Here is a 17146-nt window from a genome sequence, read left to right as displayed (position 1 = left end):
AAATGAAAGATTTTGTACTAGACAAGGATAACGATTTAATGTTTGCAAACGGAGATTTTTTTGTAGCTAATTCCGACCAACAACATTTGGAACTAATCCTAAATAGTCAGCAAGGCGAATGGAAAGAGAATCCTGATTTGGGCGTGAATTTGATTAAATCACAAAGTGGTTTGATTGATAGATTTTTAAAAGAAACATTAAAGTTCAATTGGAAGCAGATGGGTTTGATATTGAGATTTTAAATATAGGTACTACAGGAATTGAATTAAAAGGGCAATATGGAAATACAAGTACATAGCAATCAAAGTTGGTTTGATTTATCCGTACAACTTTACGGAACTGCCGACAATGCAATGGCATTAGCAATGATTAATAATAGTGTTTTCACCGATGAAGTACCTGCAGGTAAAGTAATTCAAGTGGCAAATTTGAAAATTGATAAGATAAAACTTTTAGGATTAGAAAATTTACCCGCCACCGCACTCACACAAACCCAAATCGAAGGATTACAACCCCAAGGCATCGGCTATATGATAATTGAAAACGATTTTACAGTAAGATAATGGCACGCACAATTGAAGAAATACACGGCACAATACTAGCAAATATTGCCAACCATCCCGACTTGCAGGAGTTAAATAGCAAAAGTAAAGTAGCTGTTTATAGACTTTTTGCCTACATAGTGGCGGTTGCTATTTGGACAATGGACCAATTATTTCGCATACACAAAACCCAAATCGACACCACCATTTACGAGTACAAACCTGGCACCGCTCGCTGGTACCGCAATATGGCTTTAGCCTTTCAATTCGGCTTTAAATTATTGAAAGACGACGATCAGTTTGATAATTCAGGGGCAACACCAGAAGATATTGAAGCTTCTAAAATCGTTAAGTATTGTTCTGTGAAAGAAGGCTTAGAAAGTAGCAAAGTAATTTTGAAAGTAGCTGGTGAGCAAGGCGATAATTTACGCAAGCTTACTAACGATGAAATTACAAGTTTCACGGCATACATGAAGGAGGTGAGCTATGCCGGGGTGAAATTGCTAATCATCAACAATCCAGCTGATAAATTACTGCTAAAAATGGATGTATATATCGACCCGCTTCTTATTGATGGCAACGGAACAAACATTCGTACTGGTGCAAAATCCGTTCAAAAGGCGTTGGGCAATTACCTTAAAAACTTACCCTTTGATGGGGAATTGGTTGTTAATGATTTGATTGCAACACTTAGAAAGGTTGAAGGGGTTGTAAATGTAAACATAACCACAATTCAAAGTAGTTATATGGATTTGACCACCAATGTTTATAAGCCGTTTTCAGCTATAAATGTTAAGGTTATCCCGATGGCGGGGTATTTTGAAATAGATAATCAAAGCGTGTTTAGTTATGTGGTTTGAGGTCGATTTTAGAAAATTAACGGTTTTGCTTTTGCCTATAGCATTACGAAACCGCAAAACGATTGCCTTTTTGCATTGCCTAATTAAACCGATTGACGACGTGTATTACAATTGGAAGCAAAAAAGGCTTCAGGATTGGTATAAACTAAACCATAACGGGCAAAGATGCAAGCTTAGGAAGGTGTTGAATGACGAATTAGACAACCAGCAAAGGCGCATCCGTATAGATGACGGGACAAGTTTCAAAAGAAACTACATATATACGAAAGCTGAAAGCAAACCTATTTACTTAGGTAAAGATTTTATAAACAGCAGATCAGAGTTTGAAAATACAGGGGTCGATTTTGTGGTATATGTACCAACTGCAATAGTGGATAAAAGCATTCACAAACTAAAATTTTTAATCAATTATTACAAACTTGCGGGCAAACGTTACCGCATTGAAAAAATATGAATAAGCAAAATTTCAATCAGTCAGGAGGCTTTCCTTTAGAAACGGAAGTTTTAGCGGATATGCAAGAAAGCTTCAGTATTTTCAATAGCTTAGGCAATATAGCGGGAAACTTTGCTATAATTTCAGGATGCGAAGAAACTAACGGCTTTGTTTCAAATGGGGTGGTTTTCATTAATGGAGAAGTTTTGGAGTTTAGAGGTGGCAATGTCTCATCTACGGTTATTATCGTTGAAAACCGCATAAAAAAAGAGTTTGAAAACGGCGAAGAAAAGGACGTTTTGTTTATTCGTTACGCCACTTTTGGTATAGGGGCAAGCACTTACAACTGGACTGATTTCAAACGCCCAAAATCGACCATTCAGCTTACAAAAGAGAAAGCTGAACAAACCGAGCTGGAAAAGCTAATCCAGCGAGTGAAACAACTAGAAGCTCGACCAACGGCAAACGTGCCTATTGGGATGATTGCAATTTGGGACAGACCCGCCAACGAAATTCCTGTTGGTTGGGTAGAATATCAGCCGTTGCGTGGTAGAATGCCAATTGGGTTAGACCCTTCATATGATAACAATGTTAATGGTGATTTAAAAAATTACAACCTTCAAACGCTTGGTTATGGCGGTGGAGTTAGAGAACATAAACTAATTCAAGACGAACTCCCGAATTATAAGTTGAAATACGACACAGCTTACGACACGCCAGCAGGCGGTACAGAACACACTTGGTCACCGGCACCAGGTAGCAGTCATACCATGTATATTAATTCAGGTGGAGGCGATAAACCTCATAACAATATGTCTCCTTACCGAGTAGTCCATTTTATTCAATATAAAGGCGTAGTATGACAGCAATAGAAACTATAAAAAATTGGTTTAAAACAGGCTCAAAACCCACACAGGAGCAGTTTTGGGCGTGGATGGAAAGCTACTGGCACAAGTCTGAAAAAATCCCAATCAATCAAATAGATGGTATTGAACAAGTTTACCAAACCATTAATCAACTCAGTCAGCAAAACCCGCGAATTGTACCTGTCGGGCAATTGCAGATTTTTAAAGTAGCACCAAATGCTAATAATAACGTTTTAGAAAGCGGGGATTTTGTGGTTGGATTTGTTGAAGGACAATTTATTAATGCTAACTATTTAGAAGGTGACCCGCAACTTTTAATGAGTTACGGGATTATTGAAAATTTTGAAAAACTAAATCATAAAACTTATGAGCAGACAAATTATTAATAAGCCACTTCAGCTTAATAAAGTGGCAAAAGGAAGACTTACTGATAGTCTTTTAGTATTAGGAACTGATAATGTTGTGAGAGAAATTAACAAGCAGGATCTGAGTGTTTCGAGCCCTAAGCAATGGTTTTACCATATCCCGTTAACCTCATATCCTTCTAATCTTTTTTTTACAAATGTAAGCTCTGGTGGTTCTTACCCTGTTAATTCAGCCAATTTTGGAGCTAATTACTTTCAGTTAATGAGCGACTCTCCCTATGGTACTGGTTTAAATATCAATGCTTTTGAATCAGGTGTTAATTTGTTTGAGGGAGAAAGTTTATCCGTTGACCTTGTTTATGATACTTCAATTAATTATTTGCCTGAATTTTTCAATACCACATGCTGGCGTGTTGCTATTGGACAAACAGGCGTAGAAACAGACTTTACAGGGCTTGATTTTTGTTTAAATGGAATAATTCAAATAGCTAGCAAACGAAATACTGATATTACAAGAATCGACACAGGTATTTTATTTGCTAAGGATGTCATATACAACGTACAAATAACACGAAGCGCACAGGGGTATAGCGTAAAAATTTCAGATAAAAAAACAAGCGAAGTTCTTTTTGAAAGCGAGCTAACTACAAACGTTTCAGAACTAAGTGGTTTTACCGTTTTTCCGTACAATAAAACGGGTTCAAGCCCTTCAGGGCTATTTAAAATGGGTATTGTTCGATTAGGATATTGTCCCTAAAAAATAATTTATATGATAAAAACAATTTTTAAAAATTGGAAAACCACGTCCGCTGGCGTCGTTTCCATTGTGTCAGGAGTTTTGCTATTCGTGAATGACAAAACAAAATTAATTGAAGCTTTAACGGCAGTATTAGCGGGAATTGGATTAATATTTTCGCAAGATGCAGTAAAGTAAAATTTCTTAGGAGGAAGGAAATGAAAAAGTCCTCCAACAAATTAAAAACTTTCTCACGGTAATTTAATTTAGCAACAAAGCCAGCGTTGGAGGACTAAAGGTCTTCTTAATGCTGGCTTTACTATTTTAAATTATCGTGAGAGGTGCAAAGGTAATCATCAAAAAATAAAAATCAATCATCAATCAAAAAAAAATGAAGAAAGTATTTTCATCTGCTCCTTTACCATTTATGGGGCAAAAACGAAAGTTTTTAAAACAATTTAAACCCGCTTTAAACGAATTTCCAGCCGATGCCATTTATGTAGATATGTTTGGTGGTTCGGGGTTGTTAAGTCATACCATAAAGGCGTACTATCCAAACGATACGGTAGTTTATAACGACTTTGACGGGTATAGTGAACGACTGGCAAACATCGACAAAACCAACGCTTTGATTAACGATATTAGGCTAATCTTGGTAAATCACCCAAAAGATAAAATTATTAAAGGAGAGGCACGTGAACAAGTTTTAGAACGTGTCAAGTCCGAGGAAACCAAAGGCTATGTTGACTATATTACGCTTTCAAGCTCAATTTTATTCTCAATGAATTACGCCACTTGTTACAATGAAATTGAAAAATCTACGCTGTACAATTGTGTGAGGCAGTCGAACTACACCGCAGACGGTTATTTAGACGGGATAGAAGTAGTTCAAATGGATTATAAAGAATTATTCCAAAAGTATAAAGATTGCAAAAACGTTGTTTTTTTGGTCGACCCTCCGTATCTTTCAACTGATGCCAGTACGTACAAGGGTTATTGGAAACTTAGGGATTATTTAGACGTTTTAAATGTATTGGAAGGCTCAAATTACTTTTTTTTCACTTCGAATAAAAGTCAAATCGTTGAGCTTTGTGAGTGGATTGAAACAAGGTCTAATCTTGCGAATCCGTTTCACGGTTCGAAAATGGAAACTATGAATACAAACGTCAATCACAATGCGAGTTATACGGATACAATGCTGTACAAGCTTGCTCGTTAAATTAAAGCCCTTTTAAAACTACTTTAAGAGGGCTTTAATATTATAATAAAATTACGGCGTTGAAAGAATAAAAACCAATGACTCCGTCGTTAAATAGCAATGTATAAACTTCATCTTCTTCGTTTACATTAATTATTGAACCTATTTCTCTAGTCAATTTAAAAAGGCATTGCGTGATAAGCAATGCCTTTTGTATTTTTGTAATCGCTAACATATTTCCGTGTATGTTTTAATTTCAATTTTGGTACATTTTAATTTTTCGATTATAGATTAACCTTTGATTTTTACTTCTTTTCCTGTTCTAAAAATATGTTTCCATTCGAGATTGTATAAATAAGAACGATTTTTTCTTGCTCCAATGGCTGCTCCAACAATTACTAAAGTTGTTAGGGTTAATTTGTTATCCCTAATTATTTGGGCTAATTCCGTAAGTTTTCCTATAAATACTTTTTCATCTTGCCACGTAACTCTATACAATACGGCTACTGGTGTATCTTTTGGATAGTGTTCTAATAATTGTTCTTGAACGGATTTGGCAATGGTAGCACTTAAAAAAATACACATGGTGGCTTGATGTTTTGCCATTTCATTTAGTTTTTCATTTTTAGGTAGAGGGGTTTTACCTTCTCCTCTAGTTAAAATAATACTTTGTACTACCTCAGGAATGGTAAATTCTGATTTTAGATAGGCGGCGGCGGCTTGAAAAGAAGAAATACCTGGAACAATGGAGTAATCAAACCCTTTTTCATCAAAAATGGTCATTTGCTCTTGAATAGCACCATATATAGAAGGATCACCTGATTGTAAACGAATAATTAAATGACCTTTAACATAGTGTGTACTCATAATTTCTATTTGTTCTTCTAAAGTCATACTAGCTGAATTGCGTACAATAGCATTAGGTTTTGCATAATGTGTTAGTTCTATAGGAATAAGACTTCCTGCGTATAAAATTAAATCAGCTTCTTCTAATAGTTCTTTTCCTTTTACAGAAATTAAATCAGCTGCTCCTGGACCTGCTCCTACAATTATAATTTCTGCTTTTCGTTGTGCTCTTTTATCTAATGCTAGAGCAATGGTGTGTTTTTTACCTGAGACTAGGTGTATTTTTTTCTTTTCTAAAATTAATTCATTGTTCTGTGCTAATAGCATTGCAGATGACTCTGCAACACTATAAACACCCAATTTGCTCATAACTATTTCTGAAGGATTTAGCGATATTTTTGAATTCAATTCATCTGTAGTAAAAGTAATAAATGGAATTTCTAAGGTATTTGCTAAATCTATAAAGGCTGTTTCATCGTGTTTTACATCTAAAGAGCCTAATGATTTTATAGATTCTACAGCTATATTTTGTTCTTGTAATTGATTTTTAACGGATTTTTCTAATAAATGAAATTCAATTCCTCTAGAACATCCCATTCCCATAGTAATAACGGGAGCATAATAATATAATGCTGGAATTGGCGCTTCATACACTGTATAAGTTACAGCTATTAGAAGTTCGTATTTAGAAAAGTCAATGGCATCGTAATGATAATAAATAGATACAAAATGAGGTTTGTTTTTTTCTAAAAAAGCACTGCCTTTATCTTTTATGTCTAATAATAATGCGGTAGGTTTATTATTAACAAATATAGAAATGATTTTATTCATTTCTATAGTACTTTTACTTTTCCAATTGTATTCTTTTGGTAAAGTATCTAGAGCCCAAATATTTTGCGCATCACTTGATGTTGTAATTATGGCTTGTGCTCCTATTACTTTAGAAAGATTATGCGTTAATGTATTTGCACCACCTAAATGTCCTGATAATACTGATTGTACAAATTTTCCTGTATCGTCTATATTAATAATAGCAGGATCTTTTATTTTATCTTGAATATAGGGTGCTATACTTCTTACACAAATTCCTAATGCTCCAATAAAAATAAAGGAATCAAATTTTAAAAAATTATTTTCTAAAAAAGTATGAATTGAGTCTATTTGGGTTATATCGTTATTCTTTCTAGTAGATACTAAAATTGATTTTTGAAACTCTTTTTGAATGGTTAATCCAAGTTCAATACCTTTATCAGTACTTGCTATAATTGCTGTTTTATTCATTTCTTTTTTTTTCTGCTGTTAATATGGTAATTGGATTATGTGTATCTATCGTTATTTCTATTGGTTCTAATAAATCGTAATTTAAGTTTTTAACACTCTTTATAAAGCATTCTTTACTTTCTTTTTTTACGGCATTTATTACAATTCTTCCGTTTAATAAAAGGTATTGATCTATTAATAGAATAAGTTCTTTTAATTTGTTTCCATGACCACCAATGAAAACGCTATCTGGAACAGGAAGTGTACTTAAATCTATTTCAAAAAAATCACCTATTATTTTAGTGATTCCTGGTGTGGAATGTTTTTTTGTATTGATATCAAAGATGGTACTGCATTCTTCTCGTTTTTCAAAGGCAATACTGTTTAAATGTGGAAATTGTTTTTTTGTTTCAATAGATACGGATCCTGTACAAAATCCTATATCCCAAAATGTTTTTTTATTGTGTAAATCTAATTGAGAAAGACTAATTAATCGTATAGGCATTTTGGTAATCATGTTGGGACGATTTTCTAAACCTATAAATTCAATATCTCTAATTCCAAATTTTTTTTGTTTTTCTTCTTTTTTTATAAGTAACAAACAATTTAGTACATCAAATGTTTTTTTTGTTGCTTCTATTAGACTTAAAGTGGTTATTTTTTCATTTTCTGCTTCCAATGCTTCTCCTATAATCATTTCATAGTTATTAAAATTGTAGTCAAGCATTCGTTGAGCTATTATACTTGGCGTTTTAATATGATCTGTTAAAACGCCTATTAAACTTGATTGATTAATAAGTGCTATATCTAGTTCTTTCCATGAACGTCCATGAATTGAGGTATTAACTATATTTTGATATGGAATGGTTTTTTTTTGACATAATAGTTGTAGACTATTAAAGCTGGGGTATACTTTTATGGTTGCATTTGGATGATTTTTTTTTATAGTATTGGCAAAGCCATAAAATAAAGGATCTCCAGAGGCAAAAACAATTATGGGTTTATTTATTTTTTTGTATTGATTAAAAAGTAGAGGCATTTCTTTCGTAATTTCAATCCATTGATGATTAATTGGAAGTTTTTCTTTTATTAATTCATAGTGTCTTTTTCCTCCTGAAAAAACGTGATGTTCTTTTATTATTTTTTTTACTTCATCGCTTAGAATAAAATGAGGATTATTAGGAATTCCAATAACATAATAATCTATAATTGACAATTGACAATTATGAGTATTAAGTGGTAATGTAAAGGATAAATTATTAGTCATTTTATTATTCATTATCAATTATTCTGACCACACTGTCTTTTTCTTTTCTTTTTTCCCATTTGATTAGCTCTAGTTCTGGTTGAGTATAAAACTTATCTACATATCCTAAGCATAAATAAGCTACTAATTTATTTTCTTTAGGAACGTTTAAAATGGTTTTTACTTTTTTTTCATTTAAAATACTTACCCACCCCATTCCTATATTTAATGACCGAGCTGTAAGCCACATATTTTGAACGGCACACACTACACTATACAACCCCATTTTAGACATACTGGTCTGGCCTAATACAGGCTTATCAGAAGGTTTGTAGAATACAGCTATATTTATAGGGGCTTCTATAATACCTTCTAATTTTAATTTTATATATTCTTTTTGTTTTTTGTCTTGAAAATGATCAATGGCCTTATGATTTTCCTCGTCAAAGCTTTGTTTTATTTTTTCTTTAACCGTTTTATTTTTTATAATTATAAACTCCCATGGTTGAGAAAAACCTACAGATGGAGCGTTTAATGCGGAGAATAATAACTTATCTAGTAAATCTTTTTCGATTGTCTTATTCAGGAAGTGGTTCCCTCTTACATCTCTTCTATTTAGAATAATTTCTTCTAATAGGTTGGCTTCTTCTTTACTAAATAGTTTCCCGCTTTTCATTTTAAATATTATTTATTGTATGAACTGTAAAAGCTGCATTTACAATACTTGCTGCTACATTACTACCTCCTTTACGTCCTCTAATAAGAACATAAGGAATAGTTGTTAAAGCTTGTAATTTTAGTTTTGATTCAATTACATTAACAAATCCTACGGGAACCCCAATTACGCCTACTGGAGTGCATTTTTCATCTAATATTTGTTCACACAATTCAAATAGTGCTGTAGGTGCATTACCAATAACATACAAAGCGTTAGGATGTTTTTTTAATGCTAGTCTAATTCCTGCTTGACTACGCGTTATATTTTCTTTTTGGGCTAGTGCTATTGCTTCAGGTTCGTTTAAATAACAAAGTACTTGGTTTTTGTATTTATTTGAATATTCTTTGGTAATGCCTGATTGTACCATCGTAACATCGGTAATAATAGTTCCTCCTTTTTGGAGATAATTATTCCATTTTTTTATAGCGTCATTATTAGATATATAAAGATCTTCATATTCAAAATCAGCCGTGGTGTGTATACAACGTATTACAGCCCATTTATCTTCTTCTGAAAGATTTGTTTTTTGTAAATGTTCTCTGATTTGACGGAAACTTTCATCCTGGATTTCTTGTCCTGTATGAGGTTTTCGGGCTAGATACCCTCTAGGTGTTATTAAAAAATTTTTGAATTGGTAGGTTTGTGAATTTCCTATCATTACAAGGGAAAACATGTCAACTACGTTGGTATCAAATGTATCTAAAGTAGTTATAATAATGTTTTCTTCAGGGCGTGTAACTTGACGAATTATGGCAACTGGAGTTGAAGGATGACGATATTCTAGAAAAATTTCTTTAAAACGATTGAGCTGCCAAAAGCGTTTTTTACTTCTTGGATTGTATAGTGATGTAACAAAATCGCCCTTGGCGGCAGCATAAATCCTGTTTTCTATTGTAGTCCAAGGGGTCATTAAATCAGACAATGAAATACAACAAAAATCATGTCCTAGAGGTGCTCCTAATTTTCCTGCTGAAGCTATAAATGCGCTAATTCCTGGAATTGTTTGTAAATCTATTTCTTTATCTGTTTGCGTACTGGCATATTGATAAACCAAGGATGCCATGGCATAAATGCCCGCATCTCCTGAACTTATTACAACTACATGTTTTCCTCTTTGACAAGCATTAACAGCTAATTCAGCTCGCGCTTCTTCTTCTGTTAATTCTTTTCCTATACATTCACAATTTTCTTTTAATAAATGTTCTATAAATTGAAAATAATAATGATAACCAATAACTACATCTGCATCAGCCAAAACATTTTGTGCAAAAGGCAAAACGTACTCTTGACCACCAGGTCCAATACCTACTACGCTTAATTTCATTTTCTTTTTTTTATAATTAGCAATGAGAAATAAGGTATCTCTCTGTTTTTAATATCATTTATGTTAGAAGTAATATATTGTTGAGTAGTTCCTAATCGTTCGCCATATAAAACGGTTAGATTACTTTTTTCTAGAAAAGATATTAAATTATGAACTACACTTCGTATTTTGATAAGTACTATTGTTTCATAGTCTTTTAGTATTTTTTCTAGCTCATTATTATTTTTTATTCTAGGGATAATGGCAACTTTTTCGTTTAATATGGCTAAAGGAGTTTGATATTCTGCAGCTCCTAATATAAAAGATGGGATACCTGCAATAATTTCTACATCCAGTTGGTGTTTTTGAATATGCTCTAACAGATAAGCAAAGGTACTGTAAAACAAACTATCTCCTTCACTTACAAAGGCAATTGTTAGTCCCTCGTTATAATCATTTAGTATAGACTGAAAAGTAGTTGCGTAAGTTATTTCTGCTTGGGTTCTATCATCGGACATTTGTAGAAACATACCTACTAATTTATTTTCATCTAACTGATGGTATTTCAAAATAGGTAAAGAAAAACTTGTTTTTTTCCCGTTAGCTAATAAAGATCCTGGATAATAAATTTTATCTGCATGTTGAAGTACTTTTAAGCCTTTTAGTGTAATTAGTTCTGGATCTCCAGGACCTAATGAAACAGCATATATTTTTCCTTTCTTCATTAATACTTTTTTCTATTTATCTTTAATTTTGTGTATTAAATTCCTAATATTTTTTTTAGGGTTGTAAGAATTGTTTTTTGGGTGACTATTTTTTCTTCTTCTTCAAATAGAATCCCTTTTACTGCTAAGTGATGTCCTATTTGTTCTTTTCCTACTTCATTTTCAAAACCTATGATTTGTGTACGATATTTACATAACTGGCAGTTCATATTAGGATTTCCTTGTTCCGTTTCTATAATACGATCATCAATGGTTTGTAAAAGTAATTCGTCACATTCAAAAGAGGTTGTATAGCAAAATTCAGTATTTGATTTTTCTGCAAATTCTTCTATTTGATTATATATTTTTTTTAGTAAAACTCCTGTAAATAAAAAAACAGGTAATACTATAACGCGTTTAAAGGGTAAAGTATCTACCAAAGGTAAGGTATCTTTTAATAAAGGTTGTGTTACTCCTATATAGGTAGTTGTTGCAAAACCAAACCCCATACCTTCCCAAAGCATTCGGGTCATTTTGGCAATATCTGAATTAGCATCAGGATCAGCAGTACCCCTTCCTACCACTAATAGACAGGTTTCTTTTCGTTCTATAGTTGTTAGTTTAGCTTCAACTGTTTCTATTAATTTTTTAGAAAGTTGAAGTATTGAAGGGGTTATTCCAAAATGTTTTCCTAATCTAATTTTTAGATCGGGATACTGACTTTGAAGTGTATTCATTTCATAAGGAATATCATTTTTAGCATGACTTCCTGCAAAAAGAATAGCAGGAATAGCTATTATTTCGCGGACTCCGTTAGTGTATAAACGTTCTACTGCTGCGGCATAAATAGGATGCGCAAATTCTAAAAAACCATAATCAACTTCATAATTTGGATAACGCAATTTCAAAAGACGTACTAATTCTTTAAATCCACTAACTCCTTCTGGGTCTCTACTTCCGTGTCCACAAATTAGGATTCCTTTTTTAGCATTCATTTTCTTCTACTATTTTAATGGGATTATGATCTATAGGAAAAGCGTATTTTCCTACTATAAAAACTACAGGCATTGGAACTGTTTTTATTTCTAATTTTTTTTCCATTTCGTCTAGAGTTCCTGTAAAAATGGTTTCTTCTTTTTGGGATACTTTAGAAATGGCGGAAATATATAAAATTTCGTTTGGGGTAATTCTTTTAAAAGTAGTAATTACTTCTTTTAAATTTTTATATCCCATATACATGATGAGTGTAGTTCCTGTTTTGAGCATATTGGCTAACGCTTCTAACTGTTCAAAGTCGTATGTAGCAGTATGTCCTGTACAAAACAATACGGAATTGGTTTTGTTTCGTTCTGTAAGTGGAATATGTTGAGAGTTGGCTGCTGCAATTCCTGCTGTAACTCCGGGGATAATTTCAAAAGGAATTTTTTTTTGGGTTAAAAATCGAATTTCTTCTGCTACTCTTCCGTAAATAAAGGAATCGCCTGATTTTAAACGAACAATTTTTTTATCTTCTTTTGCATATTGAAGAAAATATTCATGAATTGTATCTTGACGTTTCATGGCATCTTCTATATCTCCATACTTTCTGCCTACATATATTTTTTGTGCACTGGGAGAAGCTAAATCTAGAATTTCTGGTGATATTAAATTATCATATAAAACAACATCGGCATTTTGAATTCTTTTAACTGCTTTGACAGTAAGAAGGTCAGGATCTCCTGGTCCAGCACCTACAATGGTTATAGTAGTTTGTTTTTTGTATTCTGAATCCATATTCTATTCTTGATTTAACAGATCCAACGGATTGGGATATTTAAATTGATACCCCAATTTAATTTTTAATTTGTCTGAATTTATAATTTTATATGCTATTTTTTGGGTAATTGCAAATGTTGGTTTTTCTAATCCTATTTTCTCTGCGGCTAATTCATAATATTCTTTTCGTTTAGGATGTAGATCTGCACTAGCATTGAATACATCGTTCCAAATTTCTTTATTTATAATAGTTTCAATAATATTAATACAATCGTCTTGATGAATTACATTTATAGGTGCTTCTCCATTTTCAACCTCTTTTTTACCAGCCAGAAAACGTCCTGGCATTCGATCATAACCTATTAATCCTGAAAAACGGATGATGGTGGTTTTAAACTTAATTTGATCTAAAAGCATTTTTTCTACTGCTAATAAAGCCTTTCCACTTTCTTTTTCGGGTGTTCCTGTCTCCTTTTCTGTTACTATCTTATTGGTATTAGGATAAACCGAAGTAGAACTAATGAAAAGTATTTTTTGTATTTTGCTTTTGAGAATTTCAGGTATTAATTTTTCAAATTGTTTTGTATGATATGTAATAATATCTGCTCTTCTTTTGGGTGGAAAATTAATTATCAGAATATCTGAATCTAAAAAATCTGCTATGTCTTTTGCTTCAATGTGAGTATCAGTTATAGAAACGAAATAAGGTAAAATACCTTTTTCTTTCAATAAAGGAATTTTTTCAAGAGTGGTAGTAGATCCCTTTACCAAAAAACCTTTTTTTATAAGGTTTTCTGCTAAAGGTAATCCTAACCAACCGCAACCTAATAGACTTATTTTTTGCATTTTTTGTTTTTACTTTATTTGCTTTTTTGAACGAAGATACAAATCAAAATATAAAATAAGAATGATTCCTAAAAATCCTAAGCCTATTAAATTATTTTCTAAATCGCTTAATTCCATATTTGGTTTAAAAACAGTTGCTATTTTATAAATAGGAATGATAAAGCACATTATTGTAATCAATATATTTAGTTTAAAACGATGTTTTTGAATTTTGGTACGATCAAATGTTTTTAATAATTTACTTAATAAATAGGAATCAATTGTTCCTGTAAAAATAAGTCCTATAGAAAAAACAATTCCTCCTATGACTGAAAATAACCAGTGATTGGTACCTGAAATAGCTAAGCCAAAAGCAGCTATTTGGGAAGAGGTATCAAATATAAATCCAAAAATAATTCCTGTTATAAATACTGTAATGGGACTTACTTTTTTATCTAAAAATTTAGGTATTAAATATTTTTTAAGACCCAAAGAATTGTTTTTTCGAGAATATATTAAAGAATTTATATTTCCTATTCCTATTATTAATAATAAAAACATGGGCAACCAATTAAGAACCCAATCAACCCAAATAGGAACTTGAAAATTATTTTTTAAATAACTTAAAATTAAAGCTATTAATGTTACCATTATACCATGACCTAAAGTAAATAGGGTTCCGACCCATCTAGACCATGTATTTTTATTTTCGTGTAAACGATAGGTGTAATTGTCTATTACGGTAATATGATCTGGATCTAAACCATGTCGTAAACCTAAAATAAATAGGATTAGTAATGCAGATAAATTATTATTTAATAGTTCCATAATGGGCTAAAATTTAAAAGAAATAAGAAATACTTCCTTTTAGGAAAAAAGGTGTTCCAGGGGTGTTATGAAAATCTATGATTGGCTCTATTTCATTTTTTAATTGTGATTGATCATAAAATTGGGCTTCATCCCATTTTGTATTAAATATATTTTCGGTAGAAAGACTAATTTCGTATCGTGGTCTGGTATATCTAATAACTACATCTGCTATAGTATAAGGTTTAGAATATACTGAGCCATCTTCAATAGCAGGACGTTCTCCCATAAAACGGTAACGTAAACTAGCGTTGATCCCATTTTCTAGTTTTAAGGTTAATCCTCCTGTTGAGTTCCATCTAGTATATAAAGGAATTAGATTTTTTTCTTTTGGAGCTTCTCTTAAAAAGCTATAGGCATAATTTAGGTTTGTATCTGCCCATAAAAAATCTGTAAATTGAATTTTTAAAGAGGCATCTATTCCATATTTTCTACTTGATCCTAAATTTTCAAAACTTCCATCATCTGAAATAAATTTAAATTCTGAGCCACTATCTGTCCACCAAGCTGTAAAATTAAAAATAGACTTTTTATACAATTTCATTATAAAACCTAAATCAACACTTTCTGATTGTGGAACAGGATTCGTGGCAGTAGGATCTTTACTAACGGCTGTATGCGCATAGTTAGAATGAAAACCTATACCCCATTTTGCATATACTGAAAAATTAGAAGTTGGAGTAAAATGAATTTGTGCTTTAGGGTTAAAACGATAAACAGTCTTTTTGCCCGAATTGTTATCCTCTATTTTATTTTTTAAATAAAAATTGAAAAGTTCATTTCTAAAACCCAATTTAAGTGACCATTTAGGTGCAAATTGCCAATCTTCATCTAAATATAAACTATAATTTGTAATAGCTACGTCATCATTTGCGGCTTTGCTTAAAAATGCTCTTCGTAGAACATAATCTCTTCCTAATCCTAATATATCCGTTCGGGTGACGAATCCAACTTCTGATGATAATTTTGTTGAACTTATATTATCGAGTCTATTATATGTACTTTTTAATCCAAATAAGTCCCTTTTTTCCCATTGTAATATTTCATCTCCGTTGATAGGGTCATTCATAAAAAAAGTAAAGTTTGAAAACAAATCAAAAATATTTTTGGAATAATAAAACTGATTTTTCCATGATTGATTTTCCTTTAGTTTAGTATCTAAAATAACGTTTGTATTGAGTCTTGATGCTATTCCTCCTTCTGAATCATCTATAGCACCGTATCTAGATAAAGTACCTTTTTCTATAGCTCGTAATGGCAATTGTCCAGAAGCATTCCAAGTACTTGAAAAATAAGATCCTGATAGTATAAGTGTTGTTTTTGGGGTAAGTTGTGCGTTGTATCTTCCAAAAAAATTAAAACGTTTGAATTTTAATTTACTTTCAAAAAAACCATCGGTATAATTATACTCTGAGGCAAAATAAGCGTTGTCATTCCATTTAGAAACTAAGTGTTTTTGATCTAAAATTTGAAGCATCGTTAAAACCCTTTGTGTATTAAACAAGCCCGATTCTAGTTTTACTATATTATTTTCTAAACGGTATTTAGAATTAAATTGAGCAGCTCCTGCCACTGAAAAATCTCCAAGAGAGGCCTCATAAGGTCCTTTAAAAAAATTAACAGTACCAATGGTTTCTGGAATCATAAAGTGCATATCCGCATACCCTTGTCCATGTGCATGAGAAGGCATATTAGCGGGTATACCATCCATTTGAATAGAAAAGTCTGTTCCGTGATCGTTATCAATTCCTCTTACAAAAATTTGTTCCGCTTTTCCTCCACCTGCATGTTGTGCAATAAATAGCCCTGGAACGGCTCTAAGTAAATCTTGTGCTGATTTTATAGGTTGTAATTGTAAACTGATTTGATCTATTTTATTTTCTTGTTTTTTGATTGATGAAGCAGAAATAACCAATTCTTCCAAGTTCATTACATTGTGTAACAAGGAAATATTTAGTGATTTTTGTTCGTCTTTTTTGAAATTTATTTTTGTAGTAAATACATTATAACCTATGTGAGAAACGATAATTGTTTTTATTCCTTCTGAAGCGGATTGCAACTTATATACTCCATTTTCTTGTGATATAGTACTTTCGCCAGATTCTTTTATTCTTATTGTGGCTCCTTCTATTTTAGTTTGGTTTGTTACGTCTATAATAAAACCGTTAATACTACTTTGTCCTTGTGTTTTTTGAAATAAAAATAGGAAAAGTAAAAAACAACTTAAATTAAACAATTTAGTTATGAAATTGCTTTTATTTTTTTGAGGTTTAAAATCATCTTTTGTACTATTTGAAGAAAAAAGTAACTGCTCTTTTATTAATGTATCTTTTAGAATATGAGTCGTTACAATATTATTTGAAGTTTCAATATTGACTTCTTTATACCAAGTATTTTCAGGTTGGATATTTACAATGGGGCCTTTTTTACAAAATCCTTGACATTTCGTTCGAATGGTATGAATTTCATCATTTAGTTCGTATTGTGTCAGGTTTTTTCGAAGCGTTTTAATATTTTCTTCTGCTCCATTATCAGTACAACAAGTACCATTACATAAATAAATGATTTTTTTAATCTTTGATAGATCCTTTGACATGTTTGATTTTTTTTTCGTTAATAATC

General features: G+C 31.9%; 20 protein-coding genes. 9 read left to right on the top strand and 11 right to left on the bottom strand.

Features of this window, described 5'->3' with window-relative positions; translation table 11 throughout:
* The first annotated feature begins 2 nt into the window (after positions 1–2).
* The 9 genes from ACUXZJ_RS11845 to ACUXZJ_RS11805 all read left to right on the top strand — a co-directional run bounded on the left by ACUXZJ_RS11845 (position 3) and on the right by ACUXZJ_RS11805 (position 5021).
* A complete protein-coding gene (locus ACUXZJ_RS11845; protein ID WP_446195078.1) occupies positions 3–242 on the top strand; it encodes a hypothetical protein in 240 nt (79 codons plus the stop codon).
* A 36-nt stretch (positions 243–278) separates the two neighbouring features.
* Positions 279–563, top strand: coding sequence for a hypothetical protein (locus ACUXZJ_RS11840; RefSeq protein WP_089047039.1), 285 nt, complete (start codon positions 279–281; stop codon positions 561–563).
* Positions 563–1402 (top strand): nucleotidyltransferase, encoded by an 840-nt coding sequence (locus ACUXZJ_RS11835; RefSeq protein ID WP_444647715.1) that lies wholly within the window; start codon positions 563–565, stop codon positions 1400–1402. Before ACUXZJ_RS11840 ends, ACUXZJ_RS11835 begins: the two co-directional genes overlap by 1 nt.
* Positions 1392–1856, top strand: coding sequence for a hypothetical protein (locus ACUXZJ_RS11830; protein WP_444647714.1), 465 nt, complete (start codon positions 1392–1394; stop codon positions 1854–1856). Before ACUXZJ_RS11835 ends, ACUXZJ_RS11830 begins: the two co-directional genes overlap by 11 nt.
* Positions 1853–2698, top strand: a complete 846-nt coding sequence (locus tag ACUXZJ_RS11825) for a hypothetical protein (RefSeq protein WP_444647713.1) — start codon at positions 1853–1855, stop codon at positions 2696–2698. Before ACUXZJ_RS11830 ends, ACUXZJ_RS11825 begins: the two co-directional genes overlap by 4 nt.
* A complete protein-coding gene (locus tag ACUXZJ_RS11820) occupies positions 2695–3087 on the top strand; it encodes a hypothetical protein (protein WP_444647712.1) in 393 nt (130 codons plus the stop codon). Before ACUXZJ_RS11825 ends, ACUXZJ_RS11820 begins: the two co-directional genes overlap by 4 nt.
* Complete coding sequence (locus ACUXZJ_RS11815; protein ID WP_444647711.1) at positions 3068–3823, top strand: hypothetical protein; 756 nt, start codon at positions 3068–3070, stop codon at positions 3821–3823. Before ACUXZJ_RS11820 ends, ACUXZJ_RS11815 begins: the two co-directional genes overlap by 20 nt.
* 12 nt (positions 3824–3835) lie before the next feature.
* Positions 3836–4000, top strand: coding sequence for a hypothetical protein (locus ACUXZJ_RS11810; protein ID WP_444647710.1), 165 nt, complete (start codon positions 3836–3838; stop codon positions 3998–4000).
* Between the two features lie 193 nt (positions 4001–4193).
* Positions 4194–5021, top strand: coding sequence for a DNA adenine methylase (locus ACUXZJ_RS11805; RefSeq protein ID WP_446195075.1), 828 nt, complete (start codon positions 4194–4196; stop codon positions 5019–5021).
* A 40-nt stretch (positions 5022–5061) separates the two neighbouring features.
* On the opposite strand, the gene ACUXZJ_RS11800 is transcribed toward ACUXZJ_RS11805, so the two are convergent.
* The 11 genes from ACUXZJ_RS11800 to ACUXZJ_RS11750 are packed head-to-tail and all read right to left on the bottom strand — an operon-like array spanning position 5062 to position 17120.
* Complete coding sequence (locus ACUXZJ_RS11800) at positions 5062–5235, bottom strand: hypothetical protein (RefSeq protein ID WP_318257262.1); 174 nt, start codon at positions 5233–5235, stop codon at positions 5062–5064.
* A 56-nt stretch (positions 5236–5291) separates the two neighbouring features.
* Entirely contained in the window at positions 5292–7127 is a 1836-nt protein-coding gene (gene cobM, locus ACUXZJ_RS11795; RefSeq protein WP_446195074.1) for a precorrin-4 C(11)-methyltransferase, read from the bottom strand.
* A complete protein-coding gene (locus ACUXZJ_RS11790) occupies positions 7120–8373 on the bottom strand; it encodes a bifunctional cobalt-precorrin-7 (C(5))-methyltransferase/cobalt-precorrin-6B (C(15))-methyltransferase (protein ID WP_060383829.1) in 1254 nt (417 codons plus the stop codon). Before ACUXZJ_RS11790 ends, cobM begins: the two co-directional genes overlap by 8 nt.
* A 4-nt stretch (positions 8374–8377) precedes the next feature.
* Positions 8378–9028 (bottom strand): 5,6-dimethylbenzimidazole synthase, encoded by a 651-nt coding sequence (bluB, locus tag ACUXZJ_RS11785; protein ID WP_060382204.1) that lies wholly within the window; start codon positions 9026–9028, stop codon positions 8378–8380.
* Between the two features lies 1 nt (position 9029).
* The gene (gene cobJ, locus ACUXZJ_RS11780; RefSeq protein ID WP_060382203.1) at positions 9030–10394 is read right to left on the bottom strand and encodes a precorrin-3B C(17)-methyltransferase; all 1365 of its coding nucleotides are present in this window, start codon (positions 10392–10394) and stop codon (positions 9030–9032) included.
* Positions 10391–11098, bottom strand: coding sequence for a precorrin-2 C(20)-methyltransferase (gene cobI, locus ACUXZJ_RS11775; protein ID WP_060382202.1), 708 nt, complete (start codon positions 11096–11098; stop codon positions 10391–10393). Before cobI ends, cobJ begins: the two co-directional genes overlap by 4 nt.
* A gap of 35 nt (positions 11099–11133) precedes the next feature.
* Positions 11134–12072, bottom strand: coding sequence for a sirohydrochlorin chelatase (locus ACUXZJ_RS11770; protein ID WP_060382201.1), 939 nt, complete (start codon positions 12070–12072; stop codon positions 11134–11136).
* A complete protein-coding gene (gene cobA / locus ACUXZJ_RS11765) occupies positions 12062–12850 on the bottom strand; it encodes a uroporphyrinogen-III C-methyltransferase (RefSeq protein WP_060382200.1) in 789 nt (262 codons plus the stop codon). Before cobA ends, ACUXZJ_RS11770 begins: the two co-directional genes overlap by 11 nt.
* Before the next feature lie 3 nt (positions 12851–12853).
* Entirely contained in the window at positions 12854–13678 is an 825-nt protein-coding gene (locus ACUXZJ_RS11760) for an SDR family oxidoreductase (protein WP_060382199.1), read from the bottom strand.
* 9 nt (positions 13679–13687) lie between these two features.
* Positions 13688–14485: a HoxN/HupN/NixA family nickel/cobalt transporter gene (locus ACUXZJ_RS11755; protein ID WP_060382198.1), complete on the bottom strand. Its 798-nt coding sequence runs from the start codon at positions 14483–14485 to the stop codon at positions 13688–13690.
* Positions 14486–14498: 13 nt separating this feature from the next.
* The gene (locus ACUXZJ_RS11750) at positions 14499–17120 is read right to left on the bottom strand and encodes a TonB-dependent receptor domain-containing protein (RefSeq protein WP_060382197.1); all 2622 of its coding nucleotides are present in this window, start codon (positions 17118–17120) and stop codon (positions 14499–14501) included.
* Between the last annotated feature and the right edge of the window lie 26 nt (positions 17121–17146).

The sequence above is a fragment of the Flavobacterium sp. TN-1 genome (genome assembly GCF_052828645.1).
Note: the sequence above shows the minus strand (reverse complement) of the source record. Positions and strands in the feature narration are given on the sequence as shown.

Bases quoted from the DNA above. Each gene is read 5' to 3' on its own strand.
- ACUXZJ_RS11845 (WP_446195078.1), top strand. From the start codon at position 3: ATGAAAGATTTTGTACTAGACAAGGATAACGATTTAATGTTTGCAAAC.
- ACUXZJ_RS11840 (WP_089047039.1), top strand. From the start codon at position 279: ATGGAAATACAAGTACATAGCAATCAAAGTTGGTTTGATTTATCCGTA.
- ACUXZJ_RS11835 (WP_444647715.1), top strand. From the start codon at position 563: ATGGCACGCACAATTGAAGAAATACACGGCACAATACTAGCAAATATT.
- ACUXZJ_RS11830 (WP_444647714.1), top strand. From the start codon at position 1,392: ATGTGGTTTGAGGTCGATTTTAGAAAATTAACGGTTTTGCTTTTGCCT.
- ACUXZJ_RS11825 (WP_444647713.1), top strand. From the start codon at position 1,853: ATGAATAAGCAAAATTTCAATCAGTCAGGAGGCTTTCCTTTAGAAACG.
- ACUXZJ_RS11820 (WP_444647712.1), top strand. From the start codon at position 2,695: ATGACAGCAATAGAAACTATAAAAAATTGGTTTAAAACAGGCTCAAAA.
- ACUXZJ_RS11815 (WP_444647711.1), top strand. From the start codon at position 3,068: ATGAGCAGACAAATTATTAATAAGCCACTTCAGCTTAATAAAGTGGCA.
- ACUXZJ_RS11810 (WP_444647710.1), top strand. From the start codon at position 3,836: ATGATAAAAACAATTTTTAAAAATTGGAAAACCACGTCCGCTGGCGTC.
- ACUXZJ_RS11805 (WP_446195075.1), top strand. From the start codon at position 4,194: ATGAAGAAAGTATTTTCATCTGCTCCTTTACCATTTATGGGGCAAAAA.
- ACUXZJ_RS11800 (WP_318257262.1), bottom strand. From the start codon at position 5,235: ATGTTAGCGATTACAAAAATACAAAAGGCATTGCTTATCACGCAATGC.
- cobM (WP_446195074.1), bottom strand. From the start codon at position 7,127: ATGAATAAAACAGCAATTATAGCAAGTACTGATAAAGGTATTGAACTT.
- ACUXZJ_RS11790 (WP_060383829.1), bottom strand. From the start codon at position 8,373: ATGACTAATAATTTATCCTTTACATTACCACTTAATACTCATAATTGT.
- bluB (WP_060382204.1), bottom strand. From the start codon at position 9,028: ATGAAAAGCGGGAAACTATTTAGTAAAGAAGAAGCCAACCTATTAGAA.
- cobJ (WP_060382203.1), bottom strand. From the start codon at position 10,394: ATGAAATTAAGCGTAGTAGGTATTGGACCTGGTGGTCAAGAGTACGTT.
- cobI (WP_060382202.1), bottom strand. From the start codon at position 11,098: ATGAAGAAAGGAAAAATATATGCTGTTTCATTAGGTCCTGGAGATCCA.
- ACUXZJ_RS11770 (WP_060382201.1), bottom strand. From the start codon at position 12,072: ATGAATGCTAAAAAAGGAATCCTAATTTGTGGACACGGAAGTAGAGAC.
- cobA (WP_060382200.1), bottom strand. From the start codon at position 12,850: ATGGATTCAGAATACAAAAAACAAACTACTATAACCATTGTAGGTGCT.
- ACUXZJ_RS11760 (WP_060382199.1), bottom strand. From the start codon at position 13,678: ATGCAAAAAATAAGTCTATTAGGTTGCGGTTGGTTAGGATTACCTTTA.
- ACUXZJ_RS11755 (WP_060382198.1), bottom strand. From the start codon at position 14,485: ATGGAACTATTAAATAATAATTTATCTGCATTACTAATCCTATTTATT.
- ACUXZJ_RS11750 (WP_060382197.1), bottom strand. From the start codon at position 17,120: ATGTCAAAGGATCTATCAAAGATTAAAAAAATCATTTATTTATGTAAT.